This is a genomic window from Streptomyces sp. ST2-7A, from assembly GCF_021390475.1.
GTDB lineage: Bacteria > Actinomycetota > Actinomycetes > Streptomycetales > Streptomycetaceae > Streptomyces.
In genome coordinates this window covers 1-15,976 of record NZ_JAJUWS010000057.1, presented here as the reverse complement: position 1 = coordinate 15,976, position 15,976 = coordinate 1, and the positions used below count along the sequence as shown (strand labels likewise).

Annotated in this window: 11 protein-coding genes and 1 pseudogene; 11 read left to right on the top strand and 1 reads right to left on the bottom strand. The window is 72.1% G+C overall.

Translation table 11 applies throughout. The annotated features are described in order from the left end of the window. The first annotated feature begins 43 nt into the window (after positions 1–43). From LZF96_RS24580 to serA, 4 genes are all read left to right on the top strand, one after another. Positions 44–1,924 carry an acetolactate synthase large subunit gene (locus LZF96_RS24580; protein WP_233876751.1) on the top strand — a complete coding sequence of 627 codons (1,881 nt, stop codon included), beginning with the start codon at positions 44–46 and terminating at the stop codon, positions 1,922–1,924. A gap of 114 nt (positions 1,925–2,038) precedes the next feature. Then, a complete protein-coding gene (ilvN, locus tag LZF96_RS24575; protein ID WP_233876749.1) occupies positions 2,039–2,563 on the top strand; it encodes an acetolactate synthase small subunit in 525 nt (174 codons plus the stop codon). A gap of 165 nt (positions 2,564–2,728) precedes the next feature. Further along, positions 2,729–3,727 (top strand): ketol-acid reductoisomerase, encoded by a 999-nt coding sequence (gene ilvC / locus LZF96_RS24570; RefSeq protein ID WP_233876747.1) that lies wholly within the window; start codon positions 2,729–2,731, stop codon positions 3,725–3,727. Positions 3,728–3,950: 223 nt separating this feature from the next. Further along, complete coding sequence (serA, locus tag LZF96_RS24565) at positions 3,951–5,543, top strand: phosphoglycerate dehydrogenase (protein ID WP_233876744.1); 1,593 nt, start codon at positions 3,951–3,953, stop codon at positions 5,541–5,543. A 200-nt stretch (positions 5,544–5,743) separates the two neighbouring features. Here the strand turns inward: serA and LZF96_RS24560 are convergent, their stop codons facing one another. Continuing rightward, positions 5,744–7,063, bottom strand: a complete 1,320-nt coding sequence (locus tag LZF96_RS24560; RefSeq protein ID WP_233876742.1) for a helix-turn-helix domain-containing protein — start codon at positions 7,061–7,063, stop codon at positions 5,744–5,746. Positions 7,064–7,310: 247 nt separating this feature from the next. On the opposite strand from LZF96_RS24560, the gene LZF96_RS24555 reads away from it, so the two are divergent. The 7 genes and pseudogenes from LZF96_RS24555 to LZF96_RS24525 form a co-directional block, all read left to right on the top strand. Continuing rightward, entirely contained in the window at positions 7,311–8,237 is a 927-nt protein-coding gene (locus tag LZF96_RS24555; protein ID WP_233876740.1) for a proline dehydrogenase family protein, read from the top strand. A gap of 177 nt (positions 8,238–8,414) precedes the next feature. Then, positions 8,415–10,070, top strand: coding sequence for an L-glutamate gamma-semialdehyde dehydrogenase (gene pruA / locus LZF96_RS24550; protein ID WP_233876738.1), 1,656 nt, complete (start codon positions 8,415–8,417; stop codon positions 10,068–10,070). Positions 10,071–10,458: 388 nt separating this feature from the next. Next, positions 10,459–10,635, top strand: a complete 177-nt coding sequence (locus LZF96_RS24545; RefSeq protein WP_233876736.1) for a hypothetical protein — start codon at positions 10,459–10,461, stop codon at positions 10,633–10,635. A gap of 157 nt (positions 10,636–10,792) precedes the next feature. Next, entirely contained in the window at positions 10,793–11,833 is a 1,041-nt protein-coding gene (locus LZF96_RS24540) for a 3-isopropylmalate dehydrogenase (RefSeq protein ID WP_233876734.1), read from the top strand. Between the two features lie 382 nt (positions 11,834–12,215). Further along, complete coding sequence (locus LZF96_RS24535; protein ID WP_233876732.1) at positions 12,216–13,361, top strand: branched-chain amino acid aminotransferase; 1,146 nt, start codon at positions 12,216–12,218, stop codon at positions 13,359–13,361. Positions 13,362–13,741: 380 nt separating this feature from the next. After that, entirely contained in the window at positions 13,742–15,400 is a 1,659-nt protein-coding gene (gene cimA, locus LZF96_RS24530; RefSeq protein WP_233876730.1) for a citramalate synthase, read from the top strand. 398 nt (positions 15,401–15,798) lie between these two features. After that, positions 15,799–15,976, top strand: a pseudogene (locus LZF96_RS24525) (methylmalonyl-CoA carboxyltransferase); the annotation flags it as partial.

Genomic DNA, 15,976 nt, shown 5'->3' with positions numbered 1-15,976 from the left:
ACCGGGACGGCACCCGCACCCTCACCATCCGGGAAGAGAAGCGATGACCGAGCAGGCCACCGGGGCACCGAAGCCCCACCCCCGGGCTCCCCGCGGCGGACCCCAGCCCGCCGCCACCGTCGAGCACGTCACCGGAGCGCAGTCCCTCATCCGCTCCCTGGAGTCCGTCGGCGCCGAGACCGTCTTCGGCATCCCGGGTGGAGCGATCCTCCCCGCCTACGACCCGATGATGGACTCCACCCGGGTCCGGCACGTGCTCGTCCGTCACGAGCAGGGCGCGGGCCACGCCGCCACCGGGTACGCCCAGGCCACCGGCCGCGTCGGCGTCTGCATGGCCACCTCCGGCCCCGGTGCCACCAACCTGGTCACGCCCATCGCCGACGCCCACATGGACTCGGTGCCGCTGGTGGCGATCACCGGTCAGGTCGCCAGCCGCGCCATCGGCACCGACGCCTTCCAGGAAGCCGACATCTGCGGCATCACCCTGCCGGTGACCAAGCACAACTTCCTGGTCACCGACCCGGCCGACATCCCCCGGACCATCGCCGAGGCATTCCACATCGCCTCCACCGGCCGCCCCGGACCGGTGTTGGTGGACATCGCCAAGGACGCCCTCCAGGCGGAGACCACCTTCAGTTGGCCCCCCACCCACGACCTGCCCGGCTACCGTCCGGTGAGCCGCCCGCACGCCAAGCAGATCCGCGAGGCCGCCCGGCTGATCACCGCCGCCCGCCGCCCGGTGCTGTACGTGGGGGGCGGGGTCATCAAGTCCGCCGCCTCCGCCGAACTGCTGGCCCTCGCCGAGTTCGCCCGCATCCCGGTGACCACCACCCTGATGGGGCTGGGGTCCTTCCCCGACACCCACCCGCTGCACGTCGGTATGCCGGGTATGCACGGTTCGGTCACCGCTGTCACCGCACTGCAGAAGTCCGACCTGATCATCGCCGTCGGGGCCCGCTTCGATGACCGGGTCACCGGGAAACTGGACTCCTTCGCACCCGTCGCGAAGATCGTCCACGCCGACATCGACCCCGCCGAGATCGGCAAGAACCGCGTCGCCGACGTGCCGATCGTCGGTGACGCCAAGGACGTCCTCGGTGACCTGCTGGCCATCCTGCGCACCGAGGCCGAGGCCGGGAACACCGGTGACTACACGGCCTGGCGCGACCTGCTGGGCCGCTGGCGGGAGACCTACCCGCTCGGCTACGACATGCCGGAGGACGGCAGCCTCTCCCCGCAGCAGGTCATCGAGCGGATCGGCCGCCTGGCCCCGGAGAACACCGTCTACACCTCCGGCGTCGGCCAGCACCAGATGTGGGCCGCCCACTACCTGACCTTCGACCGTCCCGCCACCTGGCTGAACTCCGGTGGACTGGGCACCATGGGCTACGCGGTGCCCGCCGCGCTGGGCGCCAAGGCCGGTCGGCCGGACGCCACGGTCTGGGCGATCGACGGCGACGGCTGTTTCCAGATGACCAACCAGGAACTGGTCACCGCCGCCCTGAACAACATCCCGATCAAGGTCGCCATCATCAACAACGGCGCCCTGGGCATGGTCCGCCAGTGGCAGACGCTCTTCTACAACCAGCGCTACTCCAACACCGTGCTGCACTCCGGTCCCAACGGCGAGGGCCCCAACAGCGGGGGTCCGGCCGACGGGTCGCAGGCCGTCCGGGGCACCCGGGTGCCGGACTTCGTCAAACTGGCCGAGGCGATGGGCTGCGTCGGGCTGCGCTGCGAGAACCCCGAGGACCTGGACGCGGTGATCGAGAAGGCCAACTCCATCAACGACCGGCCGGTCGTGGTGGACTTCATCGTCCACGAGGACGCCATGGTCTGGCCGATGGTCGCGGCCGGCACCTCCAACGACGAGGTCATGGCCGCCCGGGGAGTGCGCCCCGACTTCGGGGACTCGGACGACTGACCCCCGCCGTCCCCGGTGTCCCGCCCCCGCGGTGGGCCGGGAGCCCCGGGGACGGCCCCGCCCGCGCCCACCCGTCGTGACCCCGTTCGGGGTTCGGAAGTTCAGGAAGCAGTCATGTCCAAGCACACGCTCTCCGTCCTGGTGGAGAACAAGCCGGGTGTCCTGGCCCGGATCACCTCGCTGTTCTCCCGCCGGGGTTTCAACATCGACTCCCTCGCCGTCGGCACCACCGAGCACCCGGAGATCTCCCGGATCACCATCGTGGTCGGTGTCGAGGATCTGCCGCTGGAGCAGGTGACCAAGCAGCTCAACAAGCTCGTGAACGTGCTGAAGATCGTCGAGCTGGACCCGACCTCCGCGGTCCGCCGCGAACTGGTCCTGGTCAAGGTCCGGGCGGACAACGACAGCCGCTCGCGGATCATCGAGATCGTCCAGCTCTTCCGCGCCAAGACCGTGGACGTCTCACCGGAGGCCGTGACGATCGAGGCCACCGGCAGCAGCGAGAAGTTGGAGGCCATGCTGCGGATGCTGGAGCCCTTCGGCATCAAGGAGCTGGTCCAGTCCGGCACGATCGCCATCGGTCGCGGCGCCCGCTCCATCACCGACCGTTCGCTGCGCGCCCTGGAGCGCAGCGCCTGACGCGCCGTCGGCCCCGGCGCCCACGGTGTCGGGGGCCGCGACGCCCCATCGAACACCCGGCCGGACCGCATGGCGAGACCGGCTCCCCCCTCACCACCCGCACGTCCTACGGTGGTCCGCACGCCGCGGACCCCGCCCGGGCGAGAACCAAGGAGAAGAACCGAAGTGGCCGAACTGTTCTACGACGACGACGCCGACCTGTCCATCATCCAGGGACGCAAGGTCGCGGTCCTGGGCTACGGCAGCCAGGGGCACGCGCACGCGCTCTCGCTGCGCGACTCGGGCGTCGATGTCCGGGTCGGCCTGCCGGAGGGCTCCCGCTCGCGGGTGAAGGCCGAGGAGCAGGGGCTGCGCGTCACCACGCCGGCCGAGGCCGCCGCCGAGGCCGACGTCATCATGATCCTGGTCCCGGACCCGGTGCAGGCCAAGGTCTACGAGGAGTCCGTGAAGGACAACCTGAAGGACGGGGACGCCCTGTTCTTCGGCCACGGCTTCAACATCCGGTTCGGCTTCATCAAGCCCCCGGCCGGCGTGGACGTCTGCATGGTCGCCCCCAAGGGCCCCGGTCACCTGGTGCGCCGCCAGTACGAGGAGGGGCGCGGCGTGCCCTGCATCGTCGCGGTGGAGCAGGACGCGACCGGCAACGGCTTCCCGCTCGCCCTCTCCTACGCCAAGGGCATCGGCGGCACCCGGGCCGGCGTCATCAAGACCACCTTCACCGAGGAGACCGAGACCGACCTCTTCGGCGAGCAGGCCGTGCTGTGCGGCGGCACCGCCGCTCTGGTCAAGGCCGGCTTCGAGACCCTGGTGGAAGCCGGTTACCAGCCGGAGATCGCCTACTTCGAGTGCCTGCACGAGCTGAAGCTCATCGTCGACCTCATGTACGAGGGCGGCCTGGAGAAGATGCGCTGGTCCATCTCGGAGACCGCCGAGTGGGGCGACTACGTCACCGGCCCGCGCATCATCACCGACGCCACCAAGGCCGAGATGCGCAAGGTGCTCGACGAGATCCGGGACGGCTCCTTCGCCCGCACCTGGATGGCGGAGTACGAGGCCGGCCTGCCGAAGTACAACGAGTACAAGAAGGCCGACGGCGACCACCTGCTGGAGTCCACCGGCAAGGACCTCCGGAAGCTGATGAGCTGGGTGGACGACGAGCGCTGACGCGCTGTCATTCCTTCGGGCGAACTCCCGGTGGGAGCCGGGTGGATTTCACCGGGCGGTGGTCCCGTTTGTGGGCGAACGGGACCACCGCCCCGCCGATACACTGCACTGCGAAGCGCGTCACAGGCTCACAGCGTCGTGCGTCTCCACGCGGCTGCCCACCTCCACTTCCTTCGGCCGTCGGGACGCGGCCCCCCGCAGAGGACAAGCGAGGACTGACCAAGTGAGCAAGCCTGTCGTACTCATCGCCGAGGAGCTCTCCCCCGCCACGGTGGACGCCCTGGGGCCGGACTTCGAGACCCGCCGGTGCAACGGCGCCGATCGAACCGAACTGCTGGACGCGATCCGTGACGTGGACGCGGTCCTGATCCGCAGCGCCACCCGGATCGACGCCGAGGCCATCGCCGCGGCGAGCCGCCTGCGCGTGGTCGCCCGGGCCGGCGTCGGTCTGGACAACGTCGACGTCTCCGCCGCCACCAAGGCCGGCGTCATGGTGGTCAACGCGCCCACCTCCAACATCGTCACCGCCGCCGAGCTGGCCTGCGGCCTGGTCCTGGCCACCGCCCGCAACATCCCGCAGGCCAACGCCGCGCTGAAGAACGGCGAGTGGAAGCGCAGCAAGTACACCGGCGTGGAACTGTCGGAGAAGGTCCTCGGCGTGGTCGGCCTGGGCCGCATCGGCGTGCTGGTCGCCCAGCGGATGTCCGCCTTCGGCATGAAGGTCGTCGCCTACGACCCGTACGTGCAGCCGGCCCGCGCCGCCCAGATGGGCGTCAAGCTGCTCTCCCTGGACGAGCTGCTCGCCGTCTCCGATTTCATCACCGTGCACCTGCCGAAGACCCCCGAGACGCTCGGGTTGATCGGTGACGAGGCGCTGCACAAGGTCAAGCCCTCGGTGCGGATCATCAACGCCGCGCGTGGCGGAATCGTCGACGAGGCCGCCCTGCACAGCGCGCTCAAGGAGGGCCGCGTCGCCGCCGCCGGCCTCGACGTCTTCGCGGTCGAGCCGTGCACCGACTCCCCGCTCTTCGAGTTCGACAACGTGGTCGCCACCCCGCACCTGGGAGCCTCCACCGGTGAGGCCCAGGAGAAGGCGGGCGTCTCGGTGGCACGCTCGGTGCGCCTGGCCCTCGCGGGCGAGCTGGTCCCCGACGCGGTCAACGTCCAGGGCGGGGTCATCGCCGAGGACGTCCGACCCGGCCTGCCGCTGGCCGAGAAGCTGGGCCGGATCTTCACCGCCCTCGCAGGCGAGGTCGCCCAGCGCCTCGACGTCGAAGTGTGCGGCGAGATCACTCAGCACGACGTGAAGATTTTGGAACTCTCCGCGCTCAAGGGTGTCTTCGAGGACGTGGTCGCCGAGACTGTCTCCTACGTCAACGCGCCGCTGTTCGCGCAGGAGCGCGGTGTGGAAGTGCGGCTGACCACCAGCTCCGAGTCCCCGGACCATCGCAACGTCATCACCGTGCGCGGCACCCTCACCGGCGGCGGTGAGGTGGCGATCTCCGGCACCCTGGCCGGCCCCAAGCACCAGCAGAAGATCGTCGGCGTCGGCGAGCACACCCTGGACCTGGCGCTCACCGATCACATGGCCTTCTTCCGCTACACCGACCGGCCCGGTGTGGTCGGCACCCTGGGCCGGATCCTGGGCACCGCCGACATCAACATCGCGGGGATGCAGGTCTCCCGCGCGGAGGAGGGCGGGGACGCGCTGATCGCGCTGACCCTGGACCTTCCCATCCCGCCGGCGGTGCTGACCGAGATCACCGAGGAGATCGGCGCCAGCTCGGCCCGCGGCGTCAACCTCGACACCGACTGACACCCCTGAACCATCGCCCGATCGTGTGAAATCGCGATCGGGTGGAGGACGGACCCCGCCGGCCCCGTCGCCCCTTTCCGGGGCGGTGGGGCCGCGTCCGTTCCCGGCTCCGTTCCCGGCTTCCACGAGCCCGGGAGCCCTCCGTCGTGACCGCGTGGGGCCGCGTACCGCCGGGGCGGGCCGGGGCGCCAACGGCCCGGTCACCCGGTCCCGTGCAGCCGGGCGGCCTTCAGCGCCATGTGCAGCAGCAGCCGATCCCCGCCGTCGGCGACCCGCAGTCCGGTCAACTCCTCCACCCGGGCCAGGCGGTAGTACAGCGTCTGGCGGTGGATCCCCAGCTCCCGGGCGGTCTCTCCGGCCCGCCCCGCGAGATCCAGCCACACCTCCGCCGTCCGGGCCAGCTCCCGATGGGCGGGGCGCAGCAACACCCGGACGGCCGGATCCGGCGGTCCGGGCGGCAGCGAGGTCAGCAGACGGTGCGCCCCCAGCGCGGACCACTCCGCGATCCGGCCCGTTCGGGGTTCGGCCGCCGCCACCCCGGCGGCGGTCGTCGCCCGTCGCCAGGCGAGGGGCCAGCCGGCCGGGCCGACGGGTTCCGTCCCCGTCCCGATCCCTCTCCCGTCCGGCGCCCCCTCCGACGCTCGGTTGGGGGAGTCCGCGCCGGTCGGGTCGCCGGTCGGCACACCGCGGCAGAGCGCGATCCCCGCCCGTGCCGTGCCGCGCCCGGGGGCGGGCAGCCGCGCCAGGGCCGCCTCGGCGACCTCCCGGGCCGGTCCGGGAGGCGGCTCCGGATCCCCTCGGCGCTCGCGCAGCCGCACCAGGAGGGCGAGCGCCGGTCGTGTGCCCGCAGCGGGCGTCTCGGGCGGTCGCGGGCCGTTCGCCGGGCCGGGCAGCACCGTCGCGGCGAGCACCGGCGGGGTCGGGTCGCCGGGATCGGTGTCCACCGGCCACGGAAGCACCGCCACCAGGGCCACCGGACCACCGGCGGCGGAGCCCAGCGCCCCGGTCACGGCGGCCACGGCGCCGGGGCGCGCCGCCGGCGGGGCGGTCAGCAGGCGTCGCAGCGCCTCCGCCGGTCGGGCGCCCGGCCGGATCCTGGCTCCCAGGGAGGCACCGATCCGCCCCGCGATCGCCATCGCCTCCGGCATCCGGGGGTCCTCCGGCGAGAGGCTGCCGTCGTCCAGCAGCCACACGTACCCGTGCACCACGCCCCGACGGCGGGCCGGCAGGCAGATCCGCCCGGTGGTCACGCCGGCCGCCGGGTCCGCCGGGATGCGCACCGGACCGGTCGCCCGGGTGATGCCGAAGCCCTCGAACCAGCGCCGCACCTCCGCCGGGGAACTGCGACCGAGGATGGTGCGGGTCCGCACCGGGTCCACCACGGTCTCGTCCAGGCCGGAGTGGGAGGCGAAGGCGATCAGTGAGAAGTCCCGTGCCTCCAGCGTCGCCGGGGTGCGCAGCAGGCGGGAGATCTCGTCGACCAACGCCTGGTGGTCCTCGTCCCGCAGGGGATCGCTCACGTGTCGTGCCGCCGTTTCCGTTCGGGCCCGGGGCGTTCCGCCCCGCGTCGCGGGCGTGTCACCGCCCGGCCGCTCCCTCATTGTCGTACAGATGTATGGGAAACCCCCGCCGGCGCGTGACAGCTGTCCGTGGGCCGCGTCCCGCGCGACTCCCTACAGTCCGGGGGAATCGGTTCCGTCCGGGCGCGTCCGCGTCGTCGGGAGGGGGCCGAGGCGTCACCCACCGCTCGTTCCGTGGAGGTGCCCGTTGCTGGGACCCGTGCTGCACGTCGCCTCGCGCAGCGACACCATGCGTCGTCTCGTCTCGACCACGCCCGTGACCCGGCCGGTCGTCGACCGCTTCATCGCCGGTGAACGCCTGGACCAGGCCGTGGCGGCGGTCCGCTCGCTGACCGGACGGGACCTGGAGGTCACCCTGGACCACCTCGGCGAGGACGTCACCGATCCCGCCGAGGCGCTGCGCGCCCGGGACGCCTACCTGGCGCTGACCGAGTCGTCGGCGAAGGAAGGGCTGGGCGAGCGGGCCGAGATGTCGGTCAAGCTCTCCGCCTTCGGCCAGGCGCTGCCCGGCGGCCACGACCTGGCGTTCGCCAACGCGCTGTCCGTGGTGGAGGCCGCCGACGCGGCCGGCACCACCGTCACCCTGGACATGGAGGACCACACCACCGTGGACTCCACCCTGGCGATCCTCACCGAGCTGCGCCGCCGGTTCCCGGCGACCGGGGCGGTGCTGCAGAGCTGTCTGCTGCGCACCGAGGACGACTGCCGGGCCCTGGCCGGGGAAGGATCCCGGGTGAGGCTGGTCAAGGGCGCCTATCAGGAGCCCGCCGAGGTGGCGTACCAGGACAAGCACCTGGTGGACCGCGCCTACGTGCGCTGCCTGCGGCTGCTGATGACGGGCGACGGGTACCCGATGATCGGTTCCCACGACCCGCGGATGATCGCCATCGCGCAGGAACTGGCCCGGCGCGTCGGACGCTCGCCGCGATCGTACGAATTCCAGATGCTCTACGGCATCCGCGAGGCCGAGCAGGTGCGGTTGGCGGAGGCCGGGCACCGCGTGCGGGTCTACGTGCCCTACGGCACCGACTGGTACGGCTACTTCATGCGGCGGCTCGCCGAGCGCCCGGCCAACGTGGCCTTCTTCCTGCGCTCGTTCGTCTCGCGCGACTGACCCGCCCCCGGCCCCCTCCGACACCTCCGAAACGACCCCACCCCCGAGGCCACCCGGCCCCCGAACTCCGCCCGGAGCGGCCCCCGGCCGCATCCGGGCACCCCGCGGACCCGTGATCCCCGCGATCCGGCGGTCCCGGAATCCGAAGAATCCCAGCGCCGAAGAAGGAGCCAGGCCATGGACGCCGTCACCCGGGTACCCGCGCCGGTCAACGAGCCGGTGCACGACTACGCGCCGGGCAGCCCCGAGCGGGCCCGTCTGGAGGAGTGGCTGCGGCGACTCGCCGACGAGTCGCCCGAGCTGCCGATGACCATCGACGGCGAGCGCCGCACGGGCGGCGGCGAGCGCTTCGAGGTGGTGCAGCCGCACGACCACAAGTCGGTGCTGGGCACCGCCGCGCACGCCACCGGCGACGACGCCCGGCAGGCCGTCGACGCGGCCCTGGCCGCCGCCCCCGCCTGGCGGGCGCTGTCCTTCGACGACCGCGCCGCGATCATCCTGCGCGCCGCCGAGCTGCTGGCCGGTCCCTGGCGCGAGCGGATCGCCGCCGCCACCATGCTGGGCCAGTCCAAGACCGCCCAGCAGGCGGAGATCGACACCCCCTGCGAGCTGGTGGACTTCTGGCGGTTCAACGTCCACTACGCGCGGCAGATCCTCGCCGAGCAGCCGGAGACCAACTCGCCCGGCGTGTGGAACCGGCTGGACCACCGTCCGCTGGAGGGCTTCGTCTACGCCATCACGCCCTTCAACTTCTCCGCCATCGCGGGGAACCTCCCCACCGCCCCGGCCCTGATGGGCAACGTGGTGATCTGGAAGCCGTCGCCCACCCAGACCCTCGCGGCGGTGCACCTGATGGAACTGCTGGAGGAGGCCGGCATGCCGCCGGGCGTCATCAACCTCCTGACCGGTGACGGGGTGGAGGTCTCGAAGGTCGTCCTGGCGCACCCGGAGCTGGCCGGTGTCCACTTCACCGGTTCCACCCCGACCTTCCGTTACCTGTGGAAGACGGTCGGCGAGAACCTGGAGAACTACCGCACCTACCCGCGACTGGTGGGGGAGACCGGCGGCAAGGACTTCCTGATCGCCCACCGGTCCGCCGACCCGGAGGTGCTGCGCACCGCGATGACCCGCGGTGCCTTCGAGTACCAGGGACAGAAGTGCTCCGCCCTCTCGCGTGCCTACCTGCCGGCCTCCCTGTGGGAGGGCGGACTGCGCGAGGAGTTCGTCGCCGAGGTCGAGGGGCTGGCCATGGGGCCGGTCACCGAGCTGTCGAATTTCATGTCGGCGGTCATCGACGAGCGGTCCTTCGCGAAGGTCACCTCGGCCATCGAACGGGCCAAGGCCGACCCGAACTGCGAGATCGTCGCCGGTGGGAAGTACGACGACTCGATCGGCTGGTTCATCCGGCCCACCGTGGTGGTGTGCGCCGACCCGGAGAGCGAGTTCTTCCGGGAGGAGTACTTCGGGCCCCTGCTGGCGATCCACGTCTACGATGACTCGGCCGACGGTGTCGGTGGCGGGCCGGGCTTCCGGGCCGCCATCGAGCGGATGGAGTCCGTCGCGCCCTACGGCCTCACCGGTTGTGTGATCTCGCGCGACCGCGCCGCCGCCGCGCTGGCCTGCGAGGAGCTGCGCTACGCGGCGGGCAACTTCTACATCAACGACAAGCCCACCGGCGCGGTGGTGGGACAGCAGCCGTTCGGCGGCGGCCGGGCCTCGGGCACCAACGACAAGGCGGGTGCCAAGCAGAACCTCATGCGGTGGACGCTGACCCGCGCCATCAAGGAGACGCTGGTGCCGCCGACCGACTACCGGTACCCGCACATGGGCTGACCCGCCCCTCGCGGTCGAATCCGAACACCACCGGAGCCGGCCGCCCGCTTCCGGGCCCCGACGACCGCCGCACCCCGGCGGTCGTCGGGGCCCGATCGTGTCCCCGCGCGGTCGGCCGACCCCCGCAGATCGGGAAACCGCTGGTCGGCGAGAGTGTGACCGGTGTCTCTGTCCACATAGTAGGACGTTCGAGCAATTGGGGAGACACCACGGATCAGCGGGGTTACTTTTGTGGAAGCCGAACGTCATCGCCGGATCCGGCGGTTGGTGGACGAGGCCGGGCGACACCGCGGGCGACCCCCGTCACAGCCCCTGGCCCCCGCCCCTTTGGCGCATCAGGATTCCTCCGTACCCGCCCTCGCGGGACCACACCGGGAGCCGATACACCATGGCCGCAACCACCGCCGCGATGCTGCGCCGTCGCACCCGTCACACCTCCGCCACCGGCGGCACCGGCGGCACCGCCCGCCGGAACGCCGCCGTCGCCCTTCAGCGGGCCCTGGACCGCCGGGACAACGGCGGGGTGGGCGAGCCCGTCGTGCCGGAGTACCCCGCCGACCACTGAGCACCGACCGCGATCCGTCGGCACGATGTGCCCCTCCCCGCCGGGGAGGGGCACATCGTGCCGACGGACACCCGACCGGCGTCCCGGAGGACGCCTCCACCGGGTCCGCATCGTGGACGTCCCGGTACCGACGGCCGGACCGCAGTAGGGTCCCCGCATGGCACGCAGCATCAATCTCGCGGTGATCCCCGGCGACGGCATCGGCCCGGAGGTGGTGGCCCAGGGACTCAAGGTCCTGGACGCGGTCCTCCCCGCCGACGTCAAGGTCGCGACCACCCGCTACGACCTCGGCGCCAAGCGCTGGCACGAGACGGGGGAGACCCTGACCGACGCCGAGCTGGAGCGGCTGCGCGGTCACGACGCGATCCTCCTGGGAGCCGTCGGGGACCCGACCGTTCCCTCCGGCGTGCTGGAGCGGGGGCTGCTGCTGAAGCTGCGCTTCGCCTTCGACCACTACGTCAACCTCAGGCCGAGCAGGCTCTTCCCCAACACCCCCTCGCCGCTGGCGGGCGACCCGGACATCGACTTCGTGGTGGTTCGCGAGGGCACCGAGGGTCCCTACGTGGGCAACGGCGGCACCATGCGGACCGGCACCCCGGCCGAGGTCGCCACCGAGGTGAGCCTGAACACCGCCTACGGCGTGGAACGCGTCGTGCGCGACGCCTTCGAGCGGGCCTCCGCCCGCCCCGCGCGCAAGCTGACCCTGGTGCACAAGAACAACGTCCTGGTGCACGCCGGGCACCTGTGGACCCGGACGGTGGAGCGGATCGGGGGCGAGTACCCCGACGTGACCACCGACTACCTGCACGTGGACGCCGCGACGATCTTCCTGGTCACCGACCCCGGCCGATTCGACGTCATCGTCACCGACAACCTCTTCGGTGACATCCTCACCGACCTGGCCGCCGCCATCACCGGTGGCATCGGCCTGGCCGCCTCCGGGAACATCAACCCCACCGGCGAGTTCCCCTCCATGTTCGAGCCGGTCCACGGCTCCGCCCCCGACATCGCCGGCACCGGGAAGGCCGACCCCACGGCCACCGTCCTGTCCGTCGCGCTCCTCCTGCGCCACCTCGGTCTCGAGGCCGAGGCCGGGCGGATCGAGGAGGCCGTCACCGCCGACCTGGCGGAACGTGACGGCACCCCCCGCACCACGGACGCGATCGGCGACGCGCTCGCCGCCCGGGTAGCCGGCTGACCGCCGGCGCCCGATCCTTGATCGCCCGCCGGCGGTCCGGCCCCGGGCCGGCCGTCGGCGACCCCGGCGTCCCGGCGCCGGCCCACCCCGCTCCGCCCGCGCCCTCGTCCCTCCCGTCCGCCCCCACCGGGGCCCGCGGGAACCGGTGACCCGGCGCGCCCCCGGAGTTTTCCCCGGGACCGCCACCCCTGTGTACGGCACGGTCCCCGCGCGCGATAATCGGACGCGGGGCCGATGCCTTCCCCGATGCTTGGACGTCCGAGCATTCACGCCCCGCGGCCCACCGCACCGCCCCGGCCCACCGGCCGCCGGGCGCGCGGGGCCCGCGGCGCGACACCGGGGAGCGCGGTCCGCCACGACACCAAGCGAAGGACCGCCAGAGATGACGACGCCCCGCATCGCATTCGACCTCAAGCCCACCGGGCAGCCGCTCCCCGAGGAGGAGCGCGCCGCGGTGCTGGCCAATCCCGGTTTCGGCCGCCGGTTCACCGACCACATGGTCACCATCCGGTGGAGCGAGGGCCGCGGCTGGCACGACGCGCAGCTGGAGCCGTACGCCCCACTGCAGATCGACCCGGCGAACATGACGCTGCACTACGCGCAGTCGATCTTCGAGGGACTGAAGGCGTACCGCCGGGCGGACGGCGGTGTCGCCGCCTTCCGTCCCGAGGAGAACGCCCGCCGTTTCCAGCGCTCGGCCCGGCGGCTGGCCATGCCCGAGCTGCCGGTGGAGACCTTCGTCGAGGCGATCGACCTGCTCGTCCGACAGGACGAGGCATGGGTGCCGGGTGAGGCGGAGCAGTCCCTGTACCTCCGCCCCTTCATGTTCGCCACCGAGGTCGGCCTCGGCGTGCGGCCGGCCAACGAGTACCTGTTCATGGTGATCGCCTCCCCGGCCGGCGCCTACTTCCCGCGTGGCGTCGAGCCGGTCTCGGTCTGGCTGTCGGAGGAGTACGTGCGGGCCGCCCCCGGCGGCACCGGCGAGGCCAAGTGCGCGGGGAACTACGCCGCCTCCCTGGTCGCCCAGGCGGAGGCGGCGAACCACGGCTGTGACCAGGTGGTCTGGCTGGACGCCGTGGAACGCCGCTGGATCGAGGAGATGGGCGGCATGAACCTCTACTTCGTGTACGGGGAGGAGGGGCCCGACGCTGGGGGGCGGGAGAACGTCCGGATCGTCACCCCCGAGCTGACCGGAACCCTGCTGCCCGGCATCACCCGGCTGTCGCTGCTGCGGATCGCCGAGGACCTGGGGTACGCCACCGAGGAGGTCCGGCTCTCGACCGAGGACTGGCGCCGGGGCAACGAGGACGGTTCCATCAGCGAGGTCTTCGCCTGCGGCACGGCCGCGGTCATCACCCCGGTCGGTGAGGTGAAGTCCGCCCGCGCCTCCTGGACGGTGGGTGACGGCGGTACCGGCCCGATCACGATGCGGCTGCGCGAGACGTTGCTGGCCATCCAGACCGGCCGCGCCCCCGACACCCACGGTTGGATGCACCACATCATCGTCCCGGAGTCGCGGGCCGACTGATCCGGCCGGCGGTCGACACGACCGGCCGCCCCCATCCCGGCGCCGGCGGCGGGATCCCCGTCGCTGGCGTTCCGGGGACGTTTGTTCGGATGCTGAGACGACGCCGGTTCGGAGTGCTTTCGCCCGAGGGGTGTGCCAGAATCCCGATCGTGCTCTCGTTCACCATGATTATCGGTGGCAGCGCGCCGGTCCCCGATGGCCACTGAACCGCACGGAAACCCGGGCGGCGGTACCCATCGTTCCGCAGGACCCGCGCGCAGACCTCTCGCTCCCGCGAGGGGTTTTTTCGTTTTCCGGCCCACCTCGCCGGGGGACGGGCGCACGGGACGGCAGCCGGGGAGCGCATCCCAGGACGCATTCACCCGACAGGAGTCTCAACCATGACGGCCACGCCGCAGGACCGCCCCGATCCCGTCCTCCGGGACGGGGCGCCGGGGGCCGACGTGCCCGGGGATCGCGACGCCTTCCACGTCTTCGACACCACACTGCGCGACGGCGCCCAACGCGAGGGGATCAACCTCACCGTCGCCGACAAGCTCACCATCGCCCGCCACCTCGACGAGTTCGGTGTCGGCTTCATCGAGGGCGGCTGGCCCGGCGCCAACCCCCGGGACACCGAGTTCTTCCAGCGCGCCCGGCGGGAGATCGACTTCCGTCACGCCCGACTGGTCGCCTTCGGCGCCACCCGCAAGGCGGGCGTCGCCGCCGAGGCCGACCCCCAGGTACGGGCCCTGATCGACTCGGGGGCCCCCGTCGTCACCCTGGTCGCCAAGGCGCACGACCGGCACGTGGAACTCGCGCTGCGCACCACGCCGGAGGAGAACCTGGCGATGATCCGGGAGACCGTGGAGTACGTGCGCTCCCGGGACCGCCGGGTCTTCGTCGACTGCGAGCACTTCTTCGACGGGTACGCGGCCAACCCGGGGTACGCGCTGGAGGTCGTGCGCGCCGCCTCCGGTGCCGGGGCCGACGTGGTCGTGCTCTGCGACACCAACGGTGGAATGCTCCCCTCCCGGGTCCACCGGGTGGTCTCGGAGGTTCTCGCCGCCACCGGTGCCCGCCTGGGCATCCACGCGCAGGACGACACCGGGTGCGCCGTCGCCAACACGCTGACCGCCGTCGAAGCAGGCGTCACCCACGTCCAGTGCACCGCCAACGGCTACGGGGAGCGGGTGGGCAACGCCAACCTCTTCCCGGTGGTCGCCGCGCTGGAACTCAAGGAGGGCCGTCGGGTGCTGCCCGCCGGCGCGCTGGCCGAGATGACCCGCATCTCGCACGCCATCGCCGAGGTGGTCAACCTGACCCCCTCCACCCACCAGCCCTACGTGGGGGTCTCGGCCTTCGCGCACAAGGCCGGTCTGCACGCCTCGGCGATCAAGGTGGACCCGGATCTGTACCAGCACATCGACCCCGAACGGGTGGGGAACTCGATGCGGATGCTGGTCTCCGACATGGCCGGTCGCGCCTCGGTCGAGCTCAAGGGCCGGGAACTGGGGTACGACCTGACGGGACAGCGGGAACTGATCGGCCGGATCGTGGACCGGGTCAAGGAACGGGAACTGGCGGGTTACACCTACGAGGCCGCCGACGCCTCCTTCGAGCTGCTGCTCCGTGACGAGGTGCAGGGCCGCATCCGTCGTTTCTTCCGACTGGAGAGCTGGCGGACCATCACCGACCGCCGACCGGATGGCGAGCAGGAGAACGAGGCGGTCGTCAAGCTCTGGGTCAAGGGCGAGCGGGTGGTGGCCAGTGGCGAGGGCAACGGCCCGGTCAACGCCCTGGACCGCGCGCTGCGGTCGGGATTGGAGCGCACCTTCCCCGAGTTGGCGCGCTTCCAGTTGGTGGACTACCGGGTGCGGATCCTGGAGGGCCGGCAGGGGACCCAGTCCATCACCCGGGTGCTGGTCACCGCCGGTGACGGCACGGCGGAGTGGTCCACGGTCGGGGTGGGGGAGAACGTCATCGCCGCCTCCTGGGAGGCCTTGCAGGACGCCTACACCCACGGTCTGCTGCGTGCCGGTCTGCAGCCCACGGAGTGAACGAGGAGTCCGTGCGCGGCGTGCCGGGCGGTGATGTCGACGGGCCCCGACGGATATCGGGGGAGGGGCGCGCGGGACGGCCGCCGGCCACCGTGCCCCTCCCTCTCCGGGGCGGTACCGTGCGGGGCGGTTCCCGGCGACCGTCCCCCGCCCGGGGCCGGACGGGTGCCCGACCTCGGGAGCCTCTCGTGCGGCGGTGGTGCGGCGGTCGGGTCCCGCCGGGGTGGTGTGGGCCCGGTTTGTGGGAATCCCACCACCACGCCCGCCGCCGTGTGTGGAATCACGCGCCCCGGAACGCCTCCGTGCGTCGCTTCTGTCCGGCCGGACCATGAAATGCCGACCGACACTGTGACTTTCCGACGACGGCGTGGCGGGTGACGCTTTCGTAGGGTCTGTACATGACCGATCAGGACCGGACGCCTTCCGTGATGGCCGATGCCCGGGGCCGCGTGGCCGAGTTGCACGAGATCCGTGCGAGCGCCCACGCCGGACCGAGCGCGAAAGCCACCGAGGCGCAGCGCGCGAAGGGCAAGTCGACCGCGCGCGAGCGGATCGATCTGCTGTTGGACGAGGGTT